Annotated in this window: 20 protein-coding genes; 12 read left to right on the top strand and 8 right to left on the bottom strand. The window is 66.4% G+C overall.

All coding sequences use genetic code 11. From position 1 onward, the window contains the following. Positions 1–17 precede the first annotated feature (17 nt). Complete coding sequence (locus ACIBI6_RS35005) at positions 18–563, bottom strand: maleylpyruvate isomerase family mycothiol-dependent enzyme (RefSeq protein WP_396959206.1); 546 nt, start codon at positions 561–563, stop codon at positions 18–20. Continuing rightward, positions 560–1,534, bottom strand: a complete 975-nt coding sequence (locus tag ACIBI6_RS35000; protein ID WP_396959204.1) for a sigma-70 family RNA polymerase sigma factor — start codon at positions 1,532–1,534, stop codon at positions 560–562. Before ACIBI6_RS35000 ends, ACIBI6_RS35005 begins: the two co-directional genes overlap by 4 nt. Positions 1,535–1,692: 158 nt before the next feature. Here ACIBI6_RS35000 and ACIBI6_RS34995 point away from each other — a divergent pair, with 158 nt between their 5' ends. Beyond that, positions 1,693–3,111 carry an MFS transporter gene (locus ACIBI6_RS34995; protein ID WP_396959202.1) on the top strand — a complete coding sequence of 473 codons (1,419 nt, stop codon included), beginning with the start codon at positions 1,693–1,695 and terminating at the stop codon, positions 3,109–3,111. A gap of 127 nt (positions 3,112–3,238) precedes the next feature. Here the strand turns inward: ACIBI6_RS34995 and ACIBI6_RS34990 are convergent, their stop codons facing one another. Then, positions 3,239–3,898 carry a nucleotidyltransferase domain-containing protein gene (locus tag ACIBI6_RS34990; protein ID WP_396959200.1) on the bottom strand — a complete coding sequence of 220 codons (660 nt, stop codon included), beginning with the start codon at positions 3,896–3,898 and terminating at the stop codon, positions 3,239–3,241. 38 nt (positions 3,899–3,936) lie between these two features. Next, entirely contained in the window at positions 3,937–4,521 is a 585-nt protein-coding gene (locus ACIBI6_RS34985; protein WP_364353068.1) for a TetR/AcrR family transcriptional regulator C-terminal domain-containing protein, read from the bottom strand. A gap of 180 nt (positions 4,522–4,701) precedes the next feature. Between ACIBI6_RS34985 and bioB the strand changes: the two genes are divergently transcribed. The 8 genes from bioB to ACIBI6_RS34945 all read left to right on the top strand — a co-directional run bounded on the left by bioB (position 4,702) and on the right by ACIBI6_RS34945 (position 8,987). After that, positions 4,702–5,715 carry a biotin synthase BioB gene (gene bioB, locus ACIBI6_RS34980; RefSeq protein WP_040688747.1) on the top strand — a complete coding sequence of 338 codons (1,014 nt, stop codon included), beginning with the start codon at positions 4,702–4,704 and terminating at the stop codon, positions 5,713–5,715. Positions 5,716–5,752: 37 nt separating this feature from the next. Further along, positions 5,753–5,968 (top strand): hypothetical protein, encoded by a 216-nt coding sequence (locus tag ACIBI6_RS34975; RefSeq protein ID WP_174415049.1) that lies wholly within the window; start codon positions 5,753–5,755, stop codon positions 5,966–5,968. Between the two features lie 2 nt (positions 5,969–5,970). After that, positions 5,971–6,699, top strand: coding sequence for a DUF2567 domain-containing protein (locus tag ACIBI6_RS34970; RefSeq protein WP_396959197.1), 729 nt, complete (start codon positions 5,971–5,973; stop codon positions 6,697–6,699). A gap of 92 nt (positions 6,700–6,791) precedes the next feature. Further along, complete coding sequence (locus tag ACIBI6_RS34965; protein WP_364353061.1) at positions 6,792–7,325, top strand: DUF1353 domain-containing protein; 534 nt, start codon at positions 6,792–6,794, stop codon at positions 7,323–7,325. Between the two features lie 139 nt (positions 7,326–7,464). Beyond that, positions 7,465–7,671 (top strand): hypothetical protein, encoded by a 207-nt coding sequence (locus ACIBI6_RS34960; protein WP_364353058.1) that lies wholly within the window; start codon positions 7,465–7,467, stop codon positions 7,669–7,671. Next, positions 7,668–8,063, top strand: coding sequence for a hypothetical protein (locus tag ACIBI6_RS34955; RefSeq protein ID WP_364353055.1), 396 nt, complete (start codon positions 7,668–7,670; stop codon positions 8,061–8,063). Before ACIBI6_RS34960 ends, ACIBI6_RS34955 begins: the two co-directional genes overlap by 4 nt. A gap of 85 nt (positions 8,064–8,148) precedes the next feature. Beyond that, complete coding sequence (locus tag ACIBI6_RS34950; RefSeq protein WP_364353052.1) at positions 8,149–8,337, top strand: hypothetical protein; 189 nt, start codon at positions 8,149–8,151, stop codon at positions 8,335–8,337. 449 nt (positions 8,338–8,786) lie between these two features. Beyond that, positions 8,787–8,987, top strand: a complete 201-nt coding sequence (locus tag ACIBI6_RS34945; protein ID WP_364353049.1) for a hypothetical protein — start codon at positions 8,787–8,789, stop codon at positions 8,985–8,987. A gap of 158 nt (positions 8,988–9,145) precedes the next feature. Here ACIBI6_RS34945 and ACIBI6_RS34940 read toward each other — a convergent pair whose 3' ends face one another. Then, on the bottom strand, positions 9,146–9,904 hold the full coding sequence (locus ACIBI6_RS34940) for an NrtR DNA-binding winged helix domain-containing protein (RefSeq protein WP_364353046.1): 759 nt from the start codon (positions 9,902–9,904) through the stop codon (positions 9,146–9,148). Positions 9,905–9,997: 93 nt separating this feature from the next. Here ACIBI6_RS34940 and nadA point away from each other — a divergent pair, with 93 nt between their 5' ends. The 3 genes from nadA (at position 9,998) to nadC (ending at position 13,827) form a co-directional block, all read left to right on the top strand. Further along, positions 9,998–11,041, top strand: a complete 1,044-nt coding sequence (nadA, locus tag ACIBI6_RS34935; protein ID WP_396959192.1) for a quinolinate synthase NadA — start codon at positions 9,998–10,000, stop codon at positions 11,039–11,041. Positions 11,042–11,155: 114 nt separating this feature from the next. Then, on the top strand, positions 11,156–12,925 hold the full coding sequence (locus tag ACIBI6_RS34930) for an L-aspartate oxidase (protein WP_364353040.1): 1,770 nt from the start codon (positions 11,156–11,158) through the stop codon (positions 12,923–12,925). A 41-nt stretch (positions 12,926–12,966) separates the two neighbouring features. Next, the gene (gene nadC / locus ACIBI6_RS34925) at positions 12,967–13,827 is read left to right on the top strand and encodes a carboxylating nicotinate-nucleotide diphosphorylase (RefSeq protein ID WP_364353037.1); all 861 of its coding nucleotides are present in this window, start codon (positions 12,967–12,969) and stop codon (positions 13,825–13,827) included. A 3-nt stretch (positions 13,828–13,830) separates the two neighbouring features. On the opposite strand, the gene ACIBI6_RS34920 is transcribed toward nadC, so the two are convergent. Genes ACIBI6_RS34920 through ACIBI6_RS34910 form a run of 3 tightly spaced genes read right to left on the bottom strand, consistent with a single transcriptional unit; the run spans position 13,831 to position 15,613 of the window. Further along, positions 13,831–15,009 carry a winged helix DNA-binding domain-containing protein gene (locus ACIBI6_RS34920; protein ID WP_396959190.1) on the bottom strand — a complete coding sequence of 393 codons (1,179 nt, stop codon included), beginning with the start codon at positions 15,007–15,009 and terminating at the stop codon, positions 13,831–13,833. A 27-nt stretch (positions 15,010–15,036) separates the two neighbouring features. Then, positions 15,037–15,273 carry a TerB family tellurite resistance protein gene (locus ACIBI6_RS34915; protein WP_396959188.1) on the bottom strand — a complete coding sequence of 79 codons (237 nt, stop codon included), beginning with the start codon at positions 15,271–15,273 and terminating at the stop codon, positions 15,037–15,039. 4 nt (positions 15,274–15,277) lie between these two features. Continuing rightward, entirely contained in the window at positions 15,278–15,613 is a 336-nt protein-coding gene (locus tag ACIBI6_RS34910; protein WP_364353028.1) for an ArsR family transcriptional regulator, read from the bottom strand. Between the last annotated feature and the right edge of the window lie 63 nt (positions 15,614–15,676).

Raw genomic sequence — 15,676 nt, 5'->3', positions numbered from 1 at the left:
CGATGCGCTCGGGTACTTCAGGATGCTGGTCGGGTTCGGCCGAGGTAGGCGAGGAGCTGGTCGCCCGGGGCGGTGGTCCGCGGTTCGATCGGCGCAGCGAATAGCGGCGATCGGTCGGCTAGCGGTACGAGTTCCGGTGCCACCGAAAGTAATTCGCGGGCGAGGCGGTCGGGGATAGGCGGCGGGTTCGATCGCGCGGCGGCGAGATCCCAGGCGTGGACCGCCAATTCGAGGGCACCGACGGTGCCCAAGACATGGGCGGGCACCGGCCTTCCGAAAACGACCACCGAGCGGGGGCGCTCATTCGCCCAGGCGCCGAGCAGGGCCATGGCTCGACTCCGGATGTGCAGCGTTCCCGCACAATTCGGCAGCGGTGCGCCCGGCATGGCAACCTGCCCGCCCGTCAAACCTTCTCGCAGCGCGGCAATCGACTCGTCCACATGCGCGAGCAGCATGCGCGTATTCCAGCCCCGACAGGCTGTCGGCGTCGACAGATCGGAACCTAGGTCGGGCAGCACAGAAAGCAGATAGGCGACCGCCCGCTCGAGTAGATCTTCGCTCATGGCAATACCGGCTGGGGGCGCGTGGTCGCCACCAATGATGTGGGCAGTCCGAATGCGGCGAACATCGAGCTGTCGTGATACGAGACGACATGCGCGACCCCGGTCGGCGTCACCGTGAGGATCTGCAGCGATTGCGCCTGCCCCCGCAGGTAGAACGCGAATCCGGGCTGAGCGTTCGCGGCGATCGGCACCATCCGGACCTCGCCCGCCCTATACGGACACTTCGACCGAACCAGTTCCACGATCGTGGTATTGCCGCGGAACCATTCCTCGATCGGCGGCATCTCCCACACCGCATCCGATCGCAACAGCCTGACGAGCGTATCCATATCGGCGGCTTCGAACGCGGCGGCATAGCGATCCAGCAGGGCGCGGATTTCAGGGTCGTCCGGTTCGGCGACCGGCGTGTCCGGTTCCAGCTCCGCGAGCGCGGCATGTGCGCGCTGCAGCATGCTGTTGACCGCGGCCGCGCTGGTCCCGAGTAGCTCGGCAACCTCGGCGGCCCTCCAATGCAACACATCTCGCAATATCAACACCGCACGCTGACGCGGCGGCAGATGCTGCCAAGCCGCGATCAATGCCAGCCGCATACCCTCGCGCGCCGCGACGATGGCGGCGGGATCCGAAGTCTCCGGTGTGACCAGCACGTCCGGCATCGGTTGCAGCCATGGCGTTTCAGACGCGAAGTGCACCGCCTGGGTGGGATCCGCGGTGGGCTCGGACAATCCGGTGGGCAGCACGCGGCGTCGATGCTCGAGCGCATTGAGGCAGGCATTGGTGGCGATCCGGTACAGCCAGGTCCGCATCGAAGCCCGACCCTCGAAATCGCCGTACCCGCGCCAGGCCCGCAGCAACGTCTCCTGCACCAGATCCTCGGCATCGTCGACCGAACCGAGCATGCGATAGCAGTGGGCGAGCAACTCGCGCCGGTACGGCGCGGTACGGGCGGCGAATTCATCTCTGTCTGACATGTGCTGTCCTTCCGGGCACACCGAATGGTGGCCCCTCTGAATATCGACCGCCGTACCGCCCAGAACTCATCGGTGCGATGAGTTTCGGGCCGCCGCCGGTCGGTATCTGTGCGTGTCCGAACCATCGGGCGCGCGCCGAAACCACAGGAAGGACCACCGTGAGCACACCGATCATTTCGGCGGTGACACAGCGCTGGGTACTAGTACTCGGCGCGGTCGCGTCGCTGATGGCGGCACTGGACACCCTGGTCGTCGCCACCGCGCTCAGCACCATTCGGCACGACCTAGGGGCGTCTCTGCAGACGCTCGAATGGACCGTCAACGGCTACAATCTCAGCTTCGCCGTCCTGCTGATGACCGCTGCGGTACTCGGCGACCGCTTCGGGCGCAAGCGGATGTTCATGGTCGGGCTCGCCATCTTCGTCGCCGCGTCCGCGGCCTGCGCGATATCGACCTCCGTCGCGACTCTGATCGCCGCGCGCGTGGTGCAGGGCATCGGCGCGGCATTGATCATGAGTCTGGCTTTGGCGCTGGTCAGCGCGGCATTCGCGCCGGAGAAGCGCGGTATGGCCATGGGACTGCTGCAGGGCATCACCGGACTCGCGGTCGCGTGTGGTCCGCTGGTCGGCGGGGCCGTCGCGGAGGGGTTGTCCTGGCAATGGATCTTCTGGCTGAACGTGCCGATCGGGCTGCTCGCGCTGCCACTGGTAGCGGCTCGGGTTCCGGAAGGCTTCGGCTCCGATACCGCGGTGGACGGCACCGGGTTGGTATTGGTCACCGGCGGCGCATTCGGTGTGGTGTGGGGTTTGGTGCGCGGCAATATCGCGGGCTGGTCGAGTTCGGAGGTGCTGATCGCGTTGGTCGGGGCAATCGCATTGCTGATCGCCTTCGCGGCCTGGGAGGCGCGCACGCGCGAGCCGATGTTTCCGATGCGGCTTTTCGTGAACCGTGGTTTCGCGGCGGGCAATACCGCCATCTTCCTGACCTTCGCCGCTCTGTTCGGCGAGGTGTTCTTCTACGCGCAGTTCCTGCAGGCGGTGCTGCACTACGGGCCACTCGGCGCCGGATTGCGGCTGCTGCCGTGGACTCTCACGCTGTTTTTCTGCGCGCCGGTCGCAGGTGCGTTGGCCGACCGGATAGGGGAGCGGCCGTTGATGGTGAGCGGGCTGGTCCTGATGGCGGGCGGCATGTTCTGGATCGCCGTCATCGCCGACCCGGCAATGACCTACGGCTCCTTCGTCATGCCGTTCATCGTCTCCGGCGTCGGTACCTCGATGGTGTTGCCGTCGGCGCAGAGTTCGGTGGTCGGCGCGGTCGAACACTCGATGCTCGGCAAGGCGGCAGGCGCGAACAGCATGATGCGTGAGTTGGGCGGCGTCTTCGGAATCGCGATCGCGGCAGCGGTTTTCGCCGCGACCGGTGGATACGGTTCGGTGCGGGAATTCACCGACGGATTCGGTCCGGCGATCAAAGTCGGTGCGGCACTTGCCCTACTGGGCGCGGTGGTCGCACTCGCACTGCCCGGTCGTAGGGCGGGTGTGGCAGTTGATCTCGAGGCCGCGACGGTACCCGTCTGAGTCCGGTCGTTCGAACGAGGTGCCACCGGTGCGCATTCCATGTGTCGGCCGCGCATCCGGCATAGGCAGTGTGTACTGCACACAAGGGGTGCGCACCGCATTGATCGTCCCGCGGGATTCGGACCGGTCAATCCGGGTGAGTCGAAATGCTTTCCAGCCATGGGTGATCGGGGTGCACCCGCGACAGCCACTCGAACAGCCGGGACCTTTGGGATCGGTCCATCGCGGGTAGCGCGCGCCGGAAGTCGGCTTCGTCCTTGTCGCGGCGTGCCTTTGCCTTGAACAGGAGTGCGACCTCGGGAGTCGCGTACGGAATGCCCTCGCTGGTGTGGCGAATCAGTTCTTCGTAGGGCAGGGTGATCGTTGGGTCGCGGCGGCACACCCATCGATCACCGACGTGCGGTTCACGGAACACGTCGAGCCGATAGCGCCCGGTCGCGGGTTCGCGTAGCCAGGTCTGATGGAAGTCTGCCGCCTTCGCCGGAAAAGGCCAGATTCGGTCGTCACCGATAACGTCCCACTCGAACCCAGGAAAAGCGGCGACAACCTCGCTGAATCTGTCTTGTGGGACAGCGATTTCGAGGTCGCTGTGCTTGCGAGCCTCGCCTCCGGTGAACAGCTCGAGCGCCCACCCCGCGGACACGCACCACGCAACCGTGACACCCGACATCCGCTCTGCGACTTCCGCGGGCGTCCACGCCGCCCACAGCCTGTCGCATTCCTCCGCCGAAACCAGACGCCCGGCCACCTGGGGCGACCCTGCTGCATCGGGATCAGAGATGGGCATCGGGGCGTTCCTTCCGGGCATGTGCGCCGACGAAGAACTCAGCGTACGCGGGTGCCGAGCAGGTGACGCACGCCGCCGACGAAAAGCTGCAGACCGAAATCGAAACGTGCTGTCGCGTCCGGAGTTTCGTTCAGCGGTGACGCGTCCTCGGCGAGCGCACCCGCCGAATCCATTTGCATTCTGGACTGCTCGTCCACGGTTTGTCCCAGCACGTAGTACAGCAGTGTGTACGCCGCGAGTTCGGCTTCCGGCCGCGGCATCCCGCCGCGGATCGCCGCACCCACGAGTCGTTCCCGCCCCTTGCTGGTGGTGAGTCGGGAGGCATAGGTCGCCGAGACCAATTCCGCGCCGTCGCGATAGGCGAGCAGACAACTGCGCAACCTGTGCGCCAATTCGGTGATCTGGCCCGACCAGTCCTCGGCCTCGATCGGATCCTCCATCGGGGCCAGAATCCGGTCGGCCACCGCGCCGAGCAGCGCCTGTTTATTGGGAAAGTGCCAGTACAGGGCCCCTGGCTGAACCTGGAGTGAACCGGCGAGCCTGCGCATGGTCAGGTCGGCGAGACCGTACTGGTCGAGTATGGCGGTGGCGCCGTCGACCACGTCCGCGCGGTGCAGCTGCACGGTGTTTCCTTCCGCTGTATTCGATTGCGGCATTCCCGGGGCCCTCCGTGCTTACGCTCGCTGCCGCCTCCAGGCCCCGTCGCTCATGCCGCGCGTGTTTTGACTCACTGTTACCGCTACCCTAGCCTGAACACCGTTCAAGTTGCACGGCCACCTCGGCCGGACGAAGGGATTCGTGCAGTGACCCAGGCACCCGTCCAAACCGATATTCTGGCGACCGCTCGCGAGCAAGTGCTCGAGCGCGGCGAAGGCCTGACCCAGGAGCAGACCCTCGAGGTGCTCCGGCTCGGCGACGACCGGCTGGAGGAACTGCTCGCCCTCGCGCACGATGTGCGTATGAAGTGGTGCGGTCCCGAGGTCGAGGTCGAGGGCATCATCAGCCTCAAGACCGGCGGCTGCCCAGAGGACTGCCACTTCTGCTCGCAGTCGGGTCTGTTCCAGTCGCCCGTGCGCGCCGCGTGGCTCGATATCCCCAGCCTGGTCGAGGCCGCCAAGCAGACCGCCAAGACCGGCGCCACCGAATTCTGTATCGTCGCGGCCGTGCGCGGTCCGGACGAGCGGCTGATGGCGCAGGTCGCAGCCGGTGTCGAGGCCATCCGCAACGAGGTCGACATCCAGGTCGCGTGTTCGCTCGGCATGCTCACCCAAGAGCAGGTCGACCAGCTCGCCGCCATGGGCGTGCATCGCTACAACCACAACCTCGAGACCTCCCGTTCGCACTTCCCGAATGTCGTCACCACGCACACCTGGGAAGAGCGCTGGGACACCCTGCGCATGGTGCGCGAGGCCGGTATGGAGGTCTGCTGCGGCGGCATCCTCGGCATGGGCGAAACCCTGGAGCAGCGTGCGGAATTCGCGGCGAATCTGGCCGAACTCGAGCCCGACGAGGTGCCGCTGAACTTCCTCAACCCGCGTCCGGGCACCCCGTTCGGTGACCTCGAGGTGCTGCCCGCCGCCGACGCGCTGCGCGCCGTCGCCGCCTTCCGGCTCGCGCTGCCGCGCACCATCCTGCGCTTCGCGGGCGGTCGCGAGATCACCCTCGGCGACCTCGGCGCCAAGCAGGGCATCCTCGGCGGTATCAACGCCGTCATCGTCGGCAACTACCTGACCACCCTCGGTCGACCCGCCGAAGCGGACCTGGATCTGCTCGGCGAGCTGAAGATGCCGATCAAGGCGCTCAACGAAACACTCTGAATCGGTCACGAAAGAGGCTGGCGCCGTGAGTACTGTCATGGATATGGACGAGCGCTACAACCCGTTCACCGGTAAACGTATCGTGCCGGGGCTCGACGATCCGGTCCCGGCCGCCGCGGCACTGGGGCTGGAACCGCCGCGCTTCTGCGAGCAGTGCGGTCGGCGCATGATCGTGCAGGTCAGCCCCGACGGCTGGTGGGCGAAGTGCTCGCGGCACGGTGTGCTGGATTCGAAGAATCTGGAACACCGCTAGTGGTGGCCCAATACGGCGAGGGCATCACCGCGGGGCCCGGATCGGCCCCGAAGGTGGGCGTGCGGCGGGAGCTGCGGGCGGCCGCGCTGATCGCGGTCGGGGTGGTACTGCTCAGCGTGCTCGGCGGTGTGGTGTGGGCCTTCGTGGCACCCACCGAACAGTATCTGGTGGTCAAGGTGCGCGCCGGTGCGGTACCGGCCAAGGGCGCGGCGCTGACCGGGGAGAGTGTGCATCAGTTCGACGCGCTGGCGATCTTCGTCTGCATCGGCGCGGTGCTGGGTGTGGTGACGGCGATCGGCGTGTGGCGTTGGCGTCGCGTGCGCGGCCCGCTGCTGCAACTGGGGCTGCTGATCGGTTCCGGCGCAGGCGCTTACGTGATGTCGAAGGTCGGCGAGCAGATCATGCAGTGGCAGCATCCGATGCCCTACGACCCGTCGGTCGGGCAGATCGTGCGGCTGCCGGTGGAGGTTGGCAGTTGGCTGGCGCTGATCGTGCAACCGCTGCTCGCCGCGCTGATCGTGCTGTTCCTCGCGGCGCTCAGTCCGACAGAGGATCTCGGCACCGGCTTCAGCGGACCGTTCGGCGATTCGCGGCCATACTTCACTGCGGCAAGCGGATTCGCGGCCGTCGACAATGCCGATTCGTATCGTGGCGCTGCGAACGGCGCGCCGCTGCCCTACGGTGTGCCTTATGGCGGCTTCGGACCGTCCGGTTCGGATCGCGCGCGCTGACGTTATCCGAACCGTTGCCCACGCGGCGGCACAGACGTACCAGAACGGCCTAGAATTGTGGGAAACGCTGTGCGTTCAGAGAGGAACGGATCATGGCGTTCGTCGGTAGCGGACCGGTGGTCGAAGAACTCGACGCGAAATTCTGGCGGGTCGTCGAGCCGCTCGTCTATCACGGTGCCACACAAGAATTCGTCATCCCATCCGGCTTCCGCACCGACTTCGCCTCGGTGCCACGAGCATTGGTCTGGCTGATACCCCGCTACGGCGCCTATACCCGCGCCGCCATCCTGCACGACTATTTACGAAGCTCGCACGAGGTGAGCACCGCCGACGCGGACGGCCTTTTCCGCCGCTGCCTGCATGAGTTCAGGGTGTCGATACCGCGCCGGTGGATGATGTGGGCCGCAGTGCGTTTGGGCAGCGGACTGCGCGGGGCCACACTCGGCGATATCGCGCGCTTTTTACTCGTCGCGATCCCCTCGATCCTGTTCCTGGCGATCCCGGTTGTCGTGGTGCAGGTATTCCTGTGGCTGTTCTGGGTGATGGAGTTGATGTTCTGGGCCGTGGCACGCATCGGACAGCGCACTGCGGCACCACCACCACAACCTCAGATGAAGACCGCGTGACCATCCGGTCTGGAACCCTCTTTCTCCCGTCCCACCTGCGTATTCGTATGTCCTGATCGAGGTTCGCGTTCGCGACCCGGCTTAATCTCGTTGCACGCAGGGGGTCTCGCTCCCGCTATCGGAACGTGCAGGAGGACAGATGGAATCGCGTGTGCGACCGTCGCCGAGAACCGTTTTCGCACAACAATTCGCCGCGCTGTTCGAGGCCGCGGGCAATCCGACATTGCGTCGGGTGGCGACCGCAGCGCCGGCGCGGATGCGGGCGGCGCGCGCGGCCGGCCAGAAGAACGGAGCTTCGGTCCAGCGCATCAGCGGCTGGAAGTCTGGCCGCAATGTCCCCGCGTGATTCGAATCCCTGCTGTCCGTGCTGCTCACACGGAATCCATCACAGCGGCGTTGGCCGAATGGGGTGTGAACCGACATCGCCTGCTGGTCGTGGAGCAGTTCGAGGAACTATTCACCCTGTGCCGCAACGACGATGAGCGCGAGGCGTTTCTGGCCGCCCTGGAACACCTCGCCATCCGCGGCGAACACGAACCAGCCGCCGTCGTCATCGAGGTCCGCGCCGACTTCTACGGCGAGTACCTGGCCGCGGCGGGTGGGGGAGGACTCCGGCTGTGGGATCTGGATCCACGGCAGGCGATCGACCGCATCTGCGTCGCCGTTCAGCCGATGCTGAGTCGGGAAGTGTGGCAGGAACACCTGGCGGGATTGCCATATCGGAAGACGTGCGGCTAGCTGGCGAAAATCAGTAGTCGCGCCGCCGATCGCGCGGATATCGTTGGCGCGCGAGATCGAGCCGAGCGATGGGAAGGAGGTGGCGATGAGCGAGGATGTGTTGACAAGGCATGGGCAGGGCGTGCTGGTTCCGGAGGCTGGGGAGTCCGAGCGGGCTGATCTGGTGGCGTGGCGGCGGCGGGATGCGTTGCGGCGGTCCAGTGCTGCGCAGCCGATTCCCAGTGGGCGGCGGTATCGGCGGAAGGTGAAACATAAGGGGCGGGAGCGGGATTGAGGTTGTGACCCGTGGTTCGCGGTTGACCCCGTTTTCGCGTGCGAGCGCATGTGGAGGCGGGGTTTTCTGCTGTCCGCGTGGGGACGGGATGTTGCCCCTCGAGTCCGATTCCGGCAGTGGGCTCAGGAACGTTGCATCCGGTGGGCAACCGATTGTGGCGGGTGCCTTCGGGCAGCTCCGAAAGTAGTTCTGCCACAGGGCTTTCACTGCTCCTCGCCGCTGTGTATTCATCCGGTCCGCAACGTGGAACAGACGACCGCTTCCGGACCGGATAACTCGTATCCGACTGTGACCAGCCATATTCGGCGACTCTGCCCAACACCCGGTATCGCCCGATGCGATCGAGCCCTACCGTCTGAGTTGTTCGATTCGATCGAACCGCGGAGCCGGATTTCGGTCTCGACTCCGTGAAACACCGTGCGGATTCAGCGACTCTGAGGGGGAGAGCTATGTCCTGGAAATCTGCGGTTACCGGAGCCGCGCTGGTGATCGGAATGACTTCCGGCGCAGCGCAAGCGGCTGCCGAACCGCCGGGCGAGGTGACGGTCATACGGGTCGAGGCTGCGGCCGAGTCCGCGTTCCCGTGCCTGTGGCCGGTGTGCATTTTGAGCTCCGGGCACCTGGCTGTGCCCGGCGGGCTGTCCGAGTAGAAGGGGAGTGCCCTGGTCGATGGTGACGAGGGCACGCTCGGATGCCGTGGCCCCTACGGCAGTGGCCACGGCACAGTCCATTTCGAGCTCGGCGACCGCTTCGGGGGAGCGGTCGCCGAACTGAGGGGGCGATCGTGGGGGAGGCGATCGTGGGGAGGTCAGGTGGGTGGGCGCAGCGCAGCGAATTCGTCGGTGACTCGGATTTCGGAGTCGGTGAACCGATAGACCGCCGCGGGGCGTCCACCCGCCCGGCCGGGGGATGCGGTCGCGCCGGTCGGCGTGATCACCTTGCGGCGGGTGAGAACTCGCTGCAGATTCGTCGTGTCGACCTCGTAACCAAGCGCGGCGCAGTAGATTTCGCGCAGCGTGGACATGGTGAACCGCTCAGGTGCCAGGGCGAAGGCGATATTGGTGTAGGAGAGCTTCGCGGCGAGCCGGGTGCGCGCGTGTTCGACGACCGTGCCGTGATCGAACGACATGCGCGGCAGCTGGGAAACCGGATGCCACGTGGTGTCCGAGGGTAGTTGCGGGTCCGCGGTCAGCGGCACCAGCCCCAGATAGGCCGAGGCGATCCGCCGCGGTGCGGGGACTCGGTCCGGATTGCTGAATACCGACAGCTGCTCGAGATGTGCCAGCTCGCGCACATCGACCTTCTCGGCGAGCTGGCGACGGGCCGAGACATTGAGGTCTTCATCGTCGCGCAGCCGTCCGCCGGGTAGCGACCAGGTGCCCTTCTGTGGGTCGAGGGCGCGCTCCCACAGCAGCACCGCGAGTTCGGTCCGCTGACCGGGTGGACATGGCCGAATCAGCTCATCTGTCATGCGCGCAGGGCTGCTACCTGCGGTGATGTCGTCGGGGAAGCGCCGAACCTGGAACACCGCGGTGAGCGTTTCGTGGATGGTGCTACTATGGGCCACGTTTTCGATTATAAGTCGAAAACCTGGTTTGGTGCGAATCGGCTGGCATGTGAATAGGCACAAGGGCCGAGCGCACGAGGAGAGGAGCCATCCATGGCGACCATGGGTGTGAAGTTGGCGCCCCCGCTGATGGGGCAGGTAGTCGATGGTCCGACCGGATTCACCGGTGTCGAGGCCACACCGGAGTGGGCGGTCGAGGTCAAGCGCCTCGCCAGGGAGCGCAACGCGACGATTCTCGCGCACAACTACCAGTTGCCCGAGATCCAGGACGTGGCCGACCATGTCGGCGACTCGCTGGCGCTGTCCCGCATCGCGGCCGAGGCCCCCGAGGACACCATCGTGTTCTGCGGTGTGCACTTCATGGCCGAGACGGCAAAGATCCTCAGCCCCGAGAAGACTGTGCTCATTCCGGACCAGCGGGCGGGCTGTTCCCTGGCAGATTCCATCACCGCCGACGAATTGCGGGCCTGGAAGGCCGAATTCCCGAATGCGGTGGTCGTCTCGTATGTGAACACCACCGCCGCGGTGAAGGCGCTCACCGATATCTGCTGCACTTCCTCGAATGCTGTCGATGTGGTCGCCTCGATTGATCCCGACCGTGAGGTGCTGTTCCTGCCGGATCAGTTCCTCGGCGCGCACGTCAAGCGGGTCACCGGCCGCGAGAATATCCACATCTGGGCGGGCGAATGCCACGTGCACGCCGGGATCAACGGCGACGAACTGACCGAACAGGCCCGCACCCACCCGGATGCCGAACTGTTCGTGCACCCCGAATGCGGTTGCGCCACTTCGGCTTTGTACCTCGCGGGCGAGGGCTCGTTCCCAGCCGATCGGGTGCACATTCTGTCGACCGGCGGAATGATCGACGCCGCCAAGGCCGCGAAGTCGAATCAGGTCCTGGTCGCCACCGAGGTAGGCATGCTGCACCAGCTGCGCAAGGCCGCCCCCGGCATCGACTTCCAGGCCGTGAACGATCGTGCGTCCTGCAAGTACATGAAGATGATCACCCCGGCGGCGCTGCTGCGCTCGCTCGTGGAGAACACCGATGAGGTGCACGTCGACCTGGAAACCGCCGCGCTGGCCCGCAATTCGGTGCAGCGCATGATCGAAATCGGCAATCCAGGCGGTGGCGAATGAGCGGCAGCGATCGGAGCGTGATGTGCGCGCTCGTCCGGAGTGGCGGTGCGGAATGATCGCCGGGGCGGTCGGTAGCGGTTGCGTTGCCGACCAGGTCGCGAAAGGCAGGGGCGCATGAGCATCGCGCCGCGGATCGACTGGGAAGCCGCCGCCGATCTGGTCGTGATCGGCGGTGGCGTCGCCGGATTGACCGCGGCACGCACGGCATCGCTGCGCGGTCTGCGAGTGCTCATCCTCAGCAAGGGCGGCCCGACCGATACCGCGACCCAGTACGCTCAGGGCGGCATCGCTGTTGTTGCGCCGCAAGAGGATTCGGTGGAATCGCATGTGCGTGACACGGTCGAGGCCGGTGCTGGACTGTGTGACGAGGCGGCGGTGCGGTCGATCGTCGAGGGCGGTCAGGCCGCCGTCGCCGCGCTGACCGATCTGGGCGCAGTCTTCGATCTGGCGCGCGACGGTCAGATCTCGCGTACCCGCGAGGGCGGGCACAGCACGCGGCGGATCATCCATGCCGGAGGGGACGCTACGGGTGCCGAGGTGCAGCGTGCGCTGAACGCGGCCGGACTGCCGGTCCTGTTCGGTGCCGCGGCACTGGAAGTTGTCACCGGGCGGACCGGAGTTCAGGGCGTGATCGCGGTGTCCGAGAACGGATTCGGGGTCGTGCACGCGCCAGCGGTGCTGCTGGCCACGGGCGGGCTCGGTCAGCTGTACGCGCTGAGCACGAATCCGCCGGGCGCGACCGCCGACGGTATCGCGCTTGCGCTGTGGGCCGGTGCGACGGTCGCCGATCTCGAATTCGTGCAATTCCATCCGACGGTGCTCTACACCCCTGGTGGACTCGGCAGACGGCCCTTGATCAGCGAGGCCGTCCGCGGCGAAGGCGCGATACTGGTCGATTCCGAAGGGAATTCGGTCACCGCGGGTGTGCACCCGCGTGGTGATCTGGCACCGCGCGATGTGGTGTCACGTGCGATCGCCGCCCGGATGCGCGCCCTCGGCACCGATCACGTCTATCTCGATGCCCGCGCGATCGACAGCTTCCCACAACGTTTTCCGACGATCACCGCATCCTGCCTGGCCGCCGGGATCGATCCGCATACCGAGCTCATTCCGGTCGCACCCGCCGCGCACTACCAATGCGGCGGGGTCGTGACCGACACCCATGGCCGGACCGCGGTTCCCGGTCTGTATGCCGCGGGTGAGGTGGCGCGGACCGGGCTGCACGGTGCCAACCGGCTGGCCTCGAACAGTCTGCTCGAGGGTCTGGTAGTCGGTGAGCGCGCAGGGGTGGCCGCCGCGGAACGCCTCGACGAGGAAGCGCACGTCACGGACGTTTCCTTCCACACCATTCCGCGCGCGGCCCGCGCCCTGGTGCAGCAGTCGATGACATTGCATGCCTCCGTGGTTCGCGATGCCGCTGGGCTTGCGGAGGCAGCCGCACGGTTGCGCGATGCGGTGTCGCACAGTGCGGCAAGTCGCTTGCGTGCCGAGCTGACCAGCGCCAACCAGCGATTCGCGGGATCGACGAGCGCGGCGATCGAGCTCACGGAGCTGAGCGGCGCACTGAACGGCAGCGGCGCGGTGAATACGGGTGAGGCATCGCACGCGACCGCAGATCTCAACGATGCGGCCGCGGCCGCGGCGCAACGCATCACCGCATTCGAGGACGCGGCCCTCACCCTCACCGCCCAGGTCCTTTTGCTCTCCGCGGCAGCCCGCACGGAAAGCCGCGGCTCGCACACCCGCTCCGACCACCCGACCCCCGACGACCACCAACGCCGTAGTCGCGCAGTGCGTCTGGGACCAGAAGGTCACCCCGTCCCCGCCCCCGACGGTCTCGACCTCACCAGCTGGACCCAGGACGCCATCCCCAGCGCCTCATGACCGCGGCAATGCACGAGAATAGTAGGACGAGGAGTGCACTGATGGGACTGGATACCGGCCTGGATCGTGACGAAATGCTGGCCCTGATTCGCACCGCACTGGATGAGGATCTGCGATACGGCCCCGATATCACCACGGCGGCAACGGTTCCCGCCGACGCGGTGGTGAAGGCGTCGGTGGTTTCGCGCCAGCCGGGCACGGTGGCCGGGCTCGATATCGGTCTGCTCGTGCTCGACGAGGTGATCGGTGCGGGCAATTACGAAATCACCGATCGGGTCGCCGACGGCACTCGGGTCGAGCCGGGTCAGTCCGTGCTCGGGCTGGTCGCGCCGACCCGCGGCCTGCTCACCGCCGAACGCACCATGCTCAACCTGGTCTGCCACCTCTCCGGCATCGCCACTGCCACCGCCGCGTGGGTGGATGAGGTCGCGGGCACCAACTGCCGCATCCGCGACAGCCGCAAAACCCTGCCCGGCCTGCGTGCCCTGCAGAAGTACGCGGTCCGCGTCGGCGGTGGCGTCAACCACCGCATGGGCCTCGGTGACGCCGCCCTGATCAAGGACAACCACGTGGTAGCCGCCGGTTCGGTGGTCGCGGCCCTGCGCGCGGTGCGCGACCTGGCCCCCGATATCGCCTGCGAGGTCGAAGTGGACAGCCTCGAACAACTCGATGCCGTCCTGGCCGAAAATGTCGAACTGGTTCTGCTCGACAACTTCCCTCTCTGGCAAACCCAAGCTGCCGTCCAACGTCGCAACGCCCAGGCCCCTGACACCAAGCTCGAATCCTCCGGCGGCTTGACACTCGCCGACGCCGCGGACTACGCCCGCACCGGCGTCGACTACCTGGCCGTCGGCGCGCTCACCCATTCGGTGCGCGTCCTCGACCTCGGGCTGGACATGTAGCAGTCAGGCGGTGAGTTCGCGTTCCAATGGGGTTCGGAAGCGAGGGATGGCGCGAACTTCGCCGTACCAGGTGCTGATGCGGGCGGCTTCGGCTTCGATGAGCGATTCTGCTTCGGAGCCGATGTCTTCCAGTAGGCGGTAGACGATTTCGCCGTCTTTGCGTTGGGCCCAGCCGCCGACAATGCGGCCCTCCCACCAGATGGTGGGCCCGACGTTTCCACTGCGGTCGAAGAGCATCGGGGTGTGTGGGCCGAGGTACCAGGCGCGGGACTGCCAGCCCATCGGGGTGGGGTCGAGTGCGGGGAGTAGGGCAGCCCATGGTTCGGACTCAGGGGTCGGTTCCTGGTCGTCGGCCAGTAGTAGCCCGGCACTGCCGTCGAGATCGACTTCCACCACGTCGAGTTGGGCCAGGGCCTTGCGGACTTCGGTAAGCGTCCAGCCGGTCCACCACTTGATATCGGTGACTGGCGCGGGGCCGAAGGCGTAGAGCCACTGCCGGACGAGTTCGGCGCGGGCCGCATCGGCCGGCATGGTCGCAACGCCTTGCGGCAGCCAGGTTTCGATCGGCGACCAGGTGTATTGGCTGCTCGTCCAACTGCCGTTCGGTCGACCGCGCACGATGCGCCCCTCCACGCCGAGGATCACAAGCACCCAGGTGGTGATGCTGTTGGGACGCGAATATGCCTTGTCCGGAGCGGTATTGACCTGCGTGCGCAACCGGGGCACGTCCTTGCTCAACTGTGCGCCGGTCGCCGCACCGCGTGCCAAAAGTGCCTTGTGCGTTTCATCTTCGACGTCGGCGAGCCAGGCGCGCACGTCCCCGTCGACAACTCCGGCCTGCTCGATGAACCTGCCGTAGGTGCGACGCTGCTTCTCCGCCAACGCATCCGCGCACGACGCCTGCAATATCGGCAGCAGTTCGACCGGCGCGATGAACATCGTGCGCCGCATCGCGAGCAGGCGCAGCAGCGTCCGATCGTCGTACAGTGCTTTTTCGACATGCGCGGGCTCGGCGGTGAGGCTGCGTGCGCCCACCGACAGATACGCCGTCGCCGGATCGGTCGCATGCAGTACGACTAGGGAACGGACGATCTCGGCGACGTCATCGGTGCGACACGCTGGTGTGAGCCGATGCCGTCGCGCTAGCCGGGCCCGCCGCTCCGCCACATCAATCGAACGCATATGCGAATACTAGCGGGCAGGGCCGAACTACTGCGGATCCACCCGCAGGGCCTGGCACGCCTCGCGCACCGCCGCGGTCTCGTCCTGATCGAAATTCCCGTCCGCATTGCCGATCATGATGCCGATCTGGACCGCATCGGCCCCGGTGGCTTCCCCGCCGCCTTGCCTATCTACCGCAGCACATGCGCGCGTCCGAGCGCTGGATCGCCTATCGCGCGCACGGTAGCAGGCCCCACCGGGACACGCGTGCCCTCGAAACGGCACCGAATTACGCCGGTTGCCAAGCACGCACCAGATCGAGCAGTCCCGGAAAACGCGCGTCGAGGTCCTCGATCCGCACCCGGCTGCGGCGCTCCAGTCCGTACTGCCGCTGGCGGGTGACACCCGCCTCGCGCAGCACCCGGAAATGATGTGTCAGTGTCGATTTCGGCCGATCGATCTCGAACCAGCCGCAGGAGCGATCGGTCTCGGGGGATTCGAGCAGCAGTTTCTGCACCATGCTCAGCCGCAGCGGATCGCTGAGCACGCCGAGCACATTCTCCAGTCGCAGCTCGGCACGCTTCGGCTCGGGCAGCGTGGTCGCGACGGTGTCGGTCGATGGCATCGGGTCTCCTGCGGATCGGCAAATCCTTAGTTCGACTTCTATCGTACTAGATGTTAAGTTCGA

This window comes from Nocardia sp. NPDC050412, assembly GCF_044458825.1.
In the GTDB taxonomy this organism is placed as follows: Bacteria; Actinomycetota; Actinomycetes; order Mycobacteriales; family Mycobacteriaceae; genus Nocardia.
This window is presented reverse-complemented; position numbering and strand designations above follow the sequence as displayed.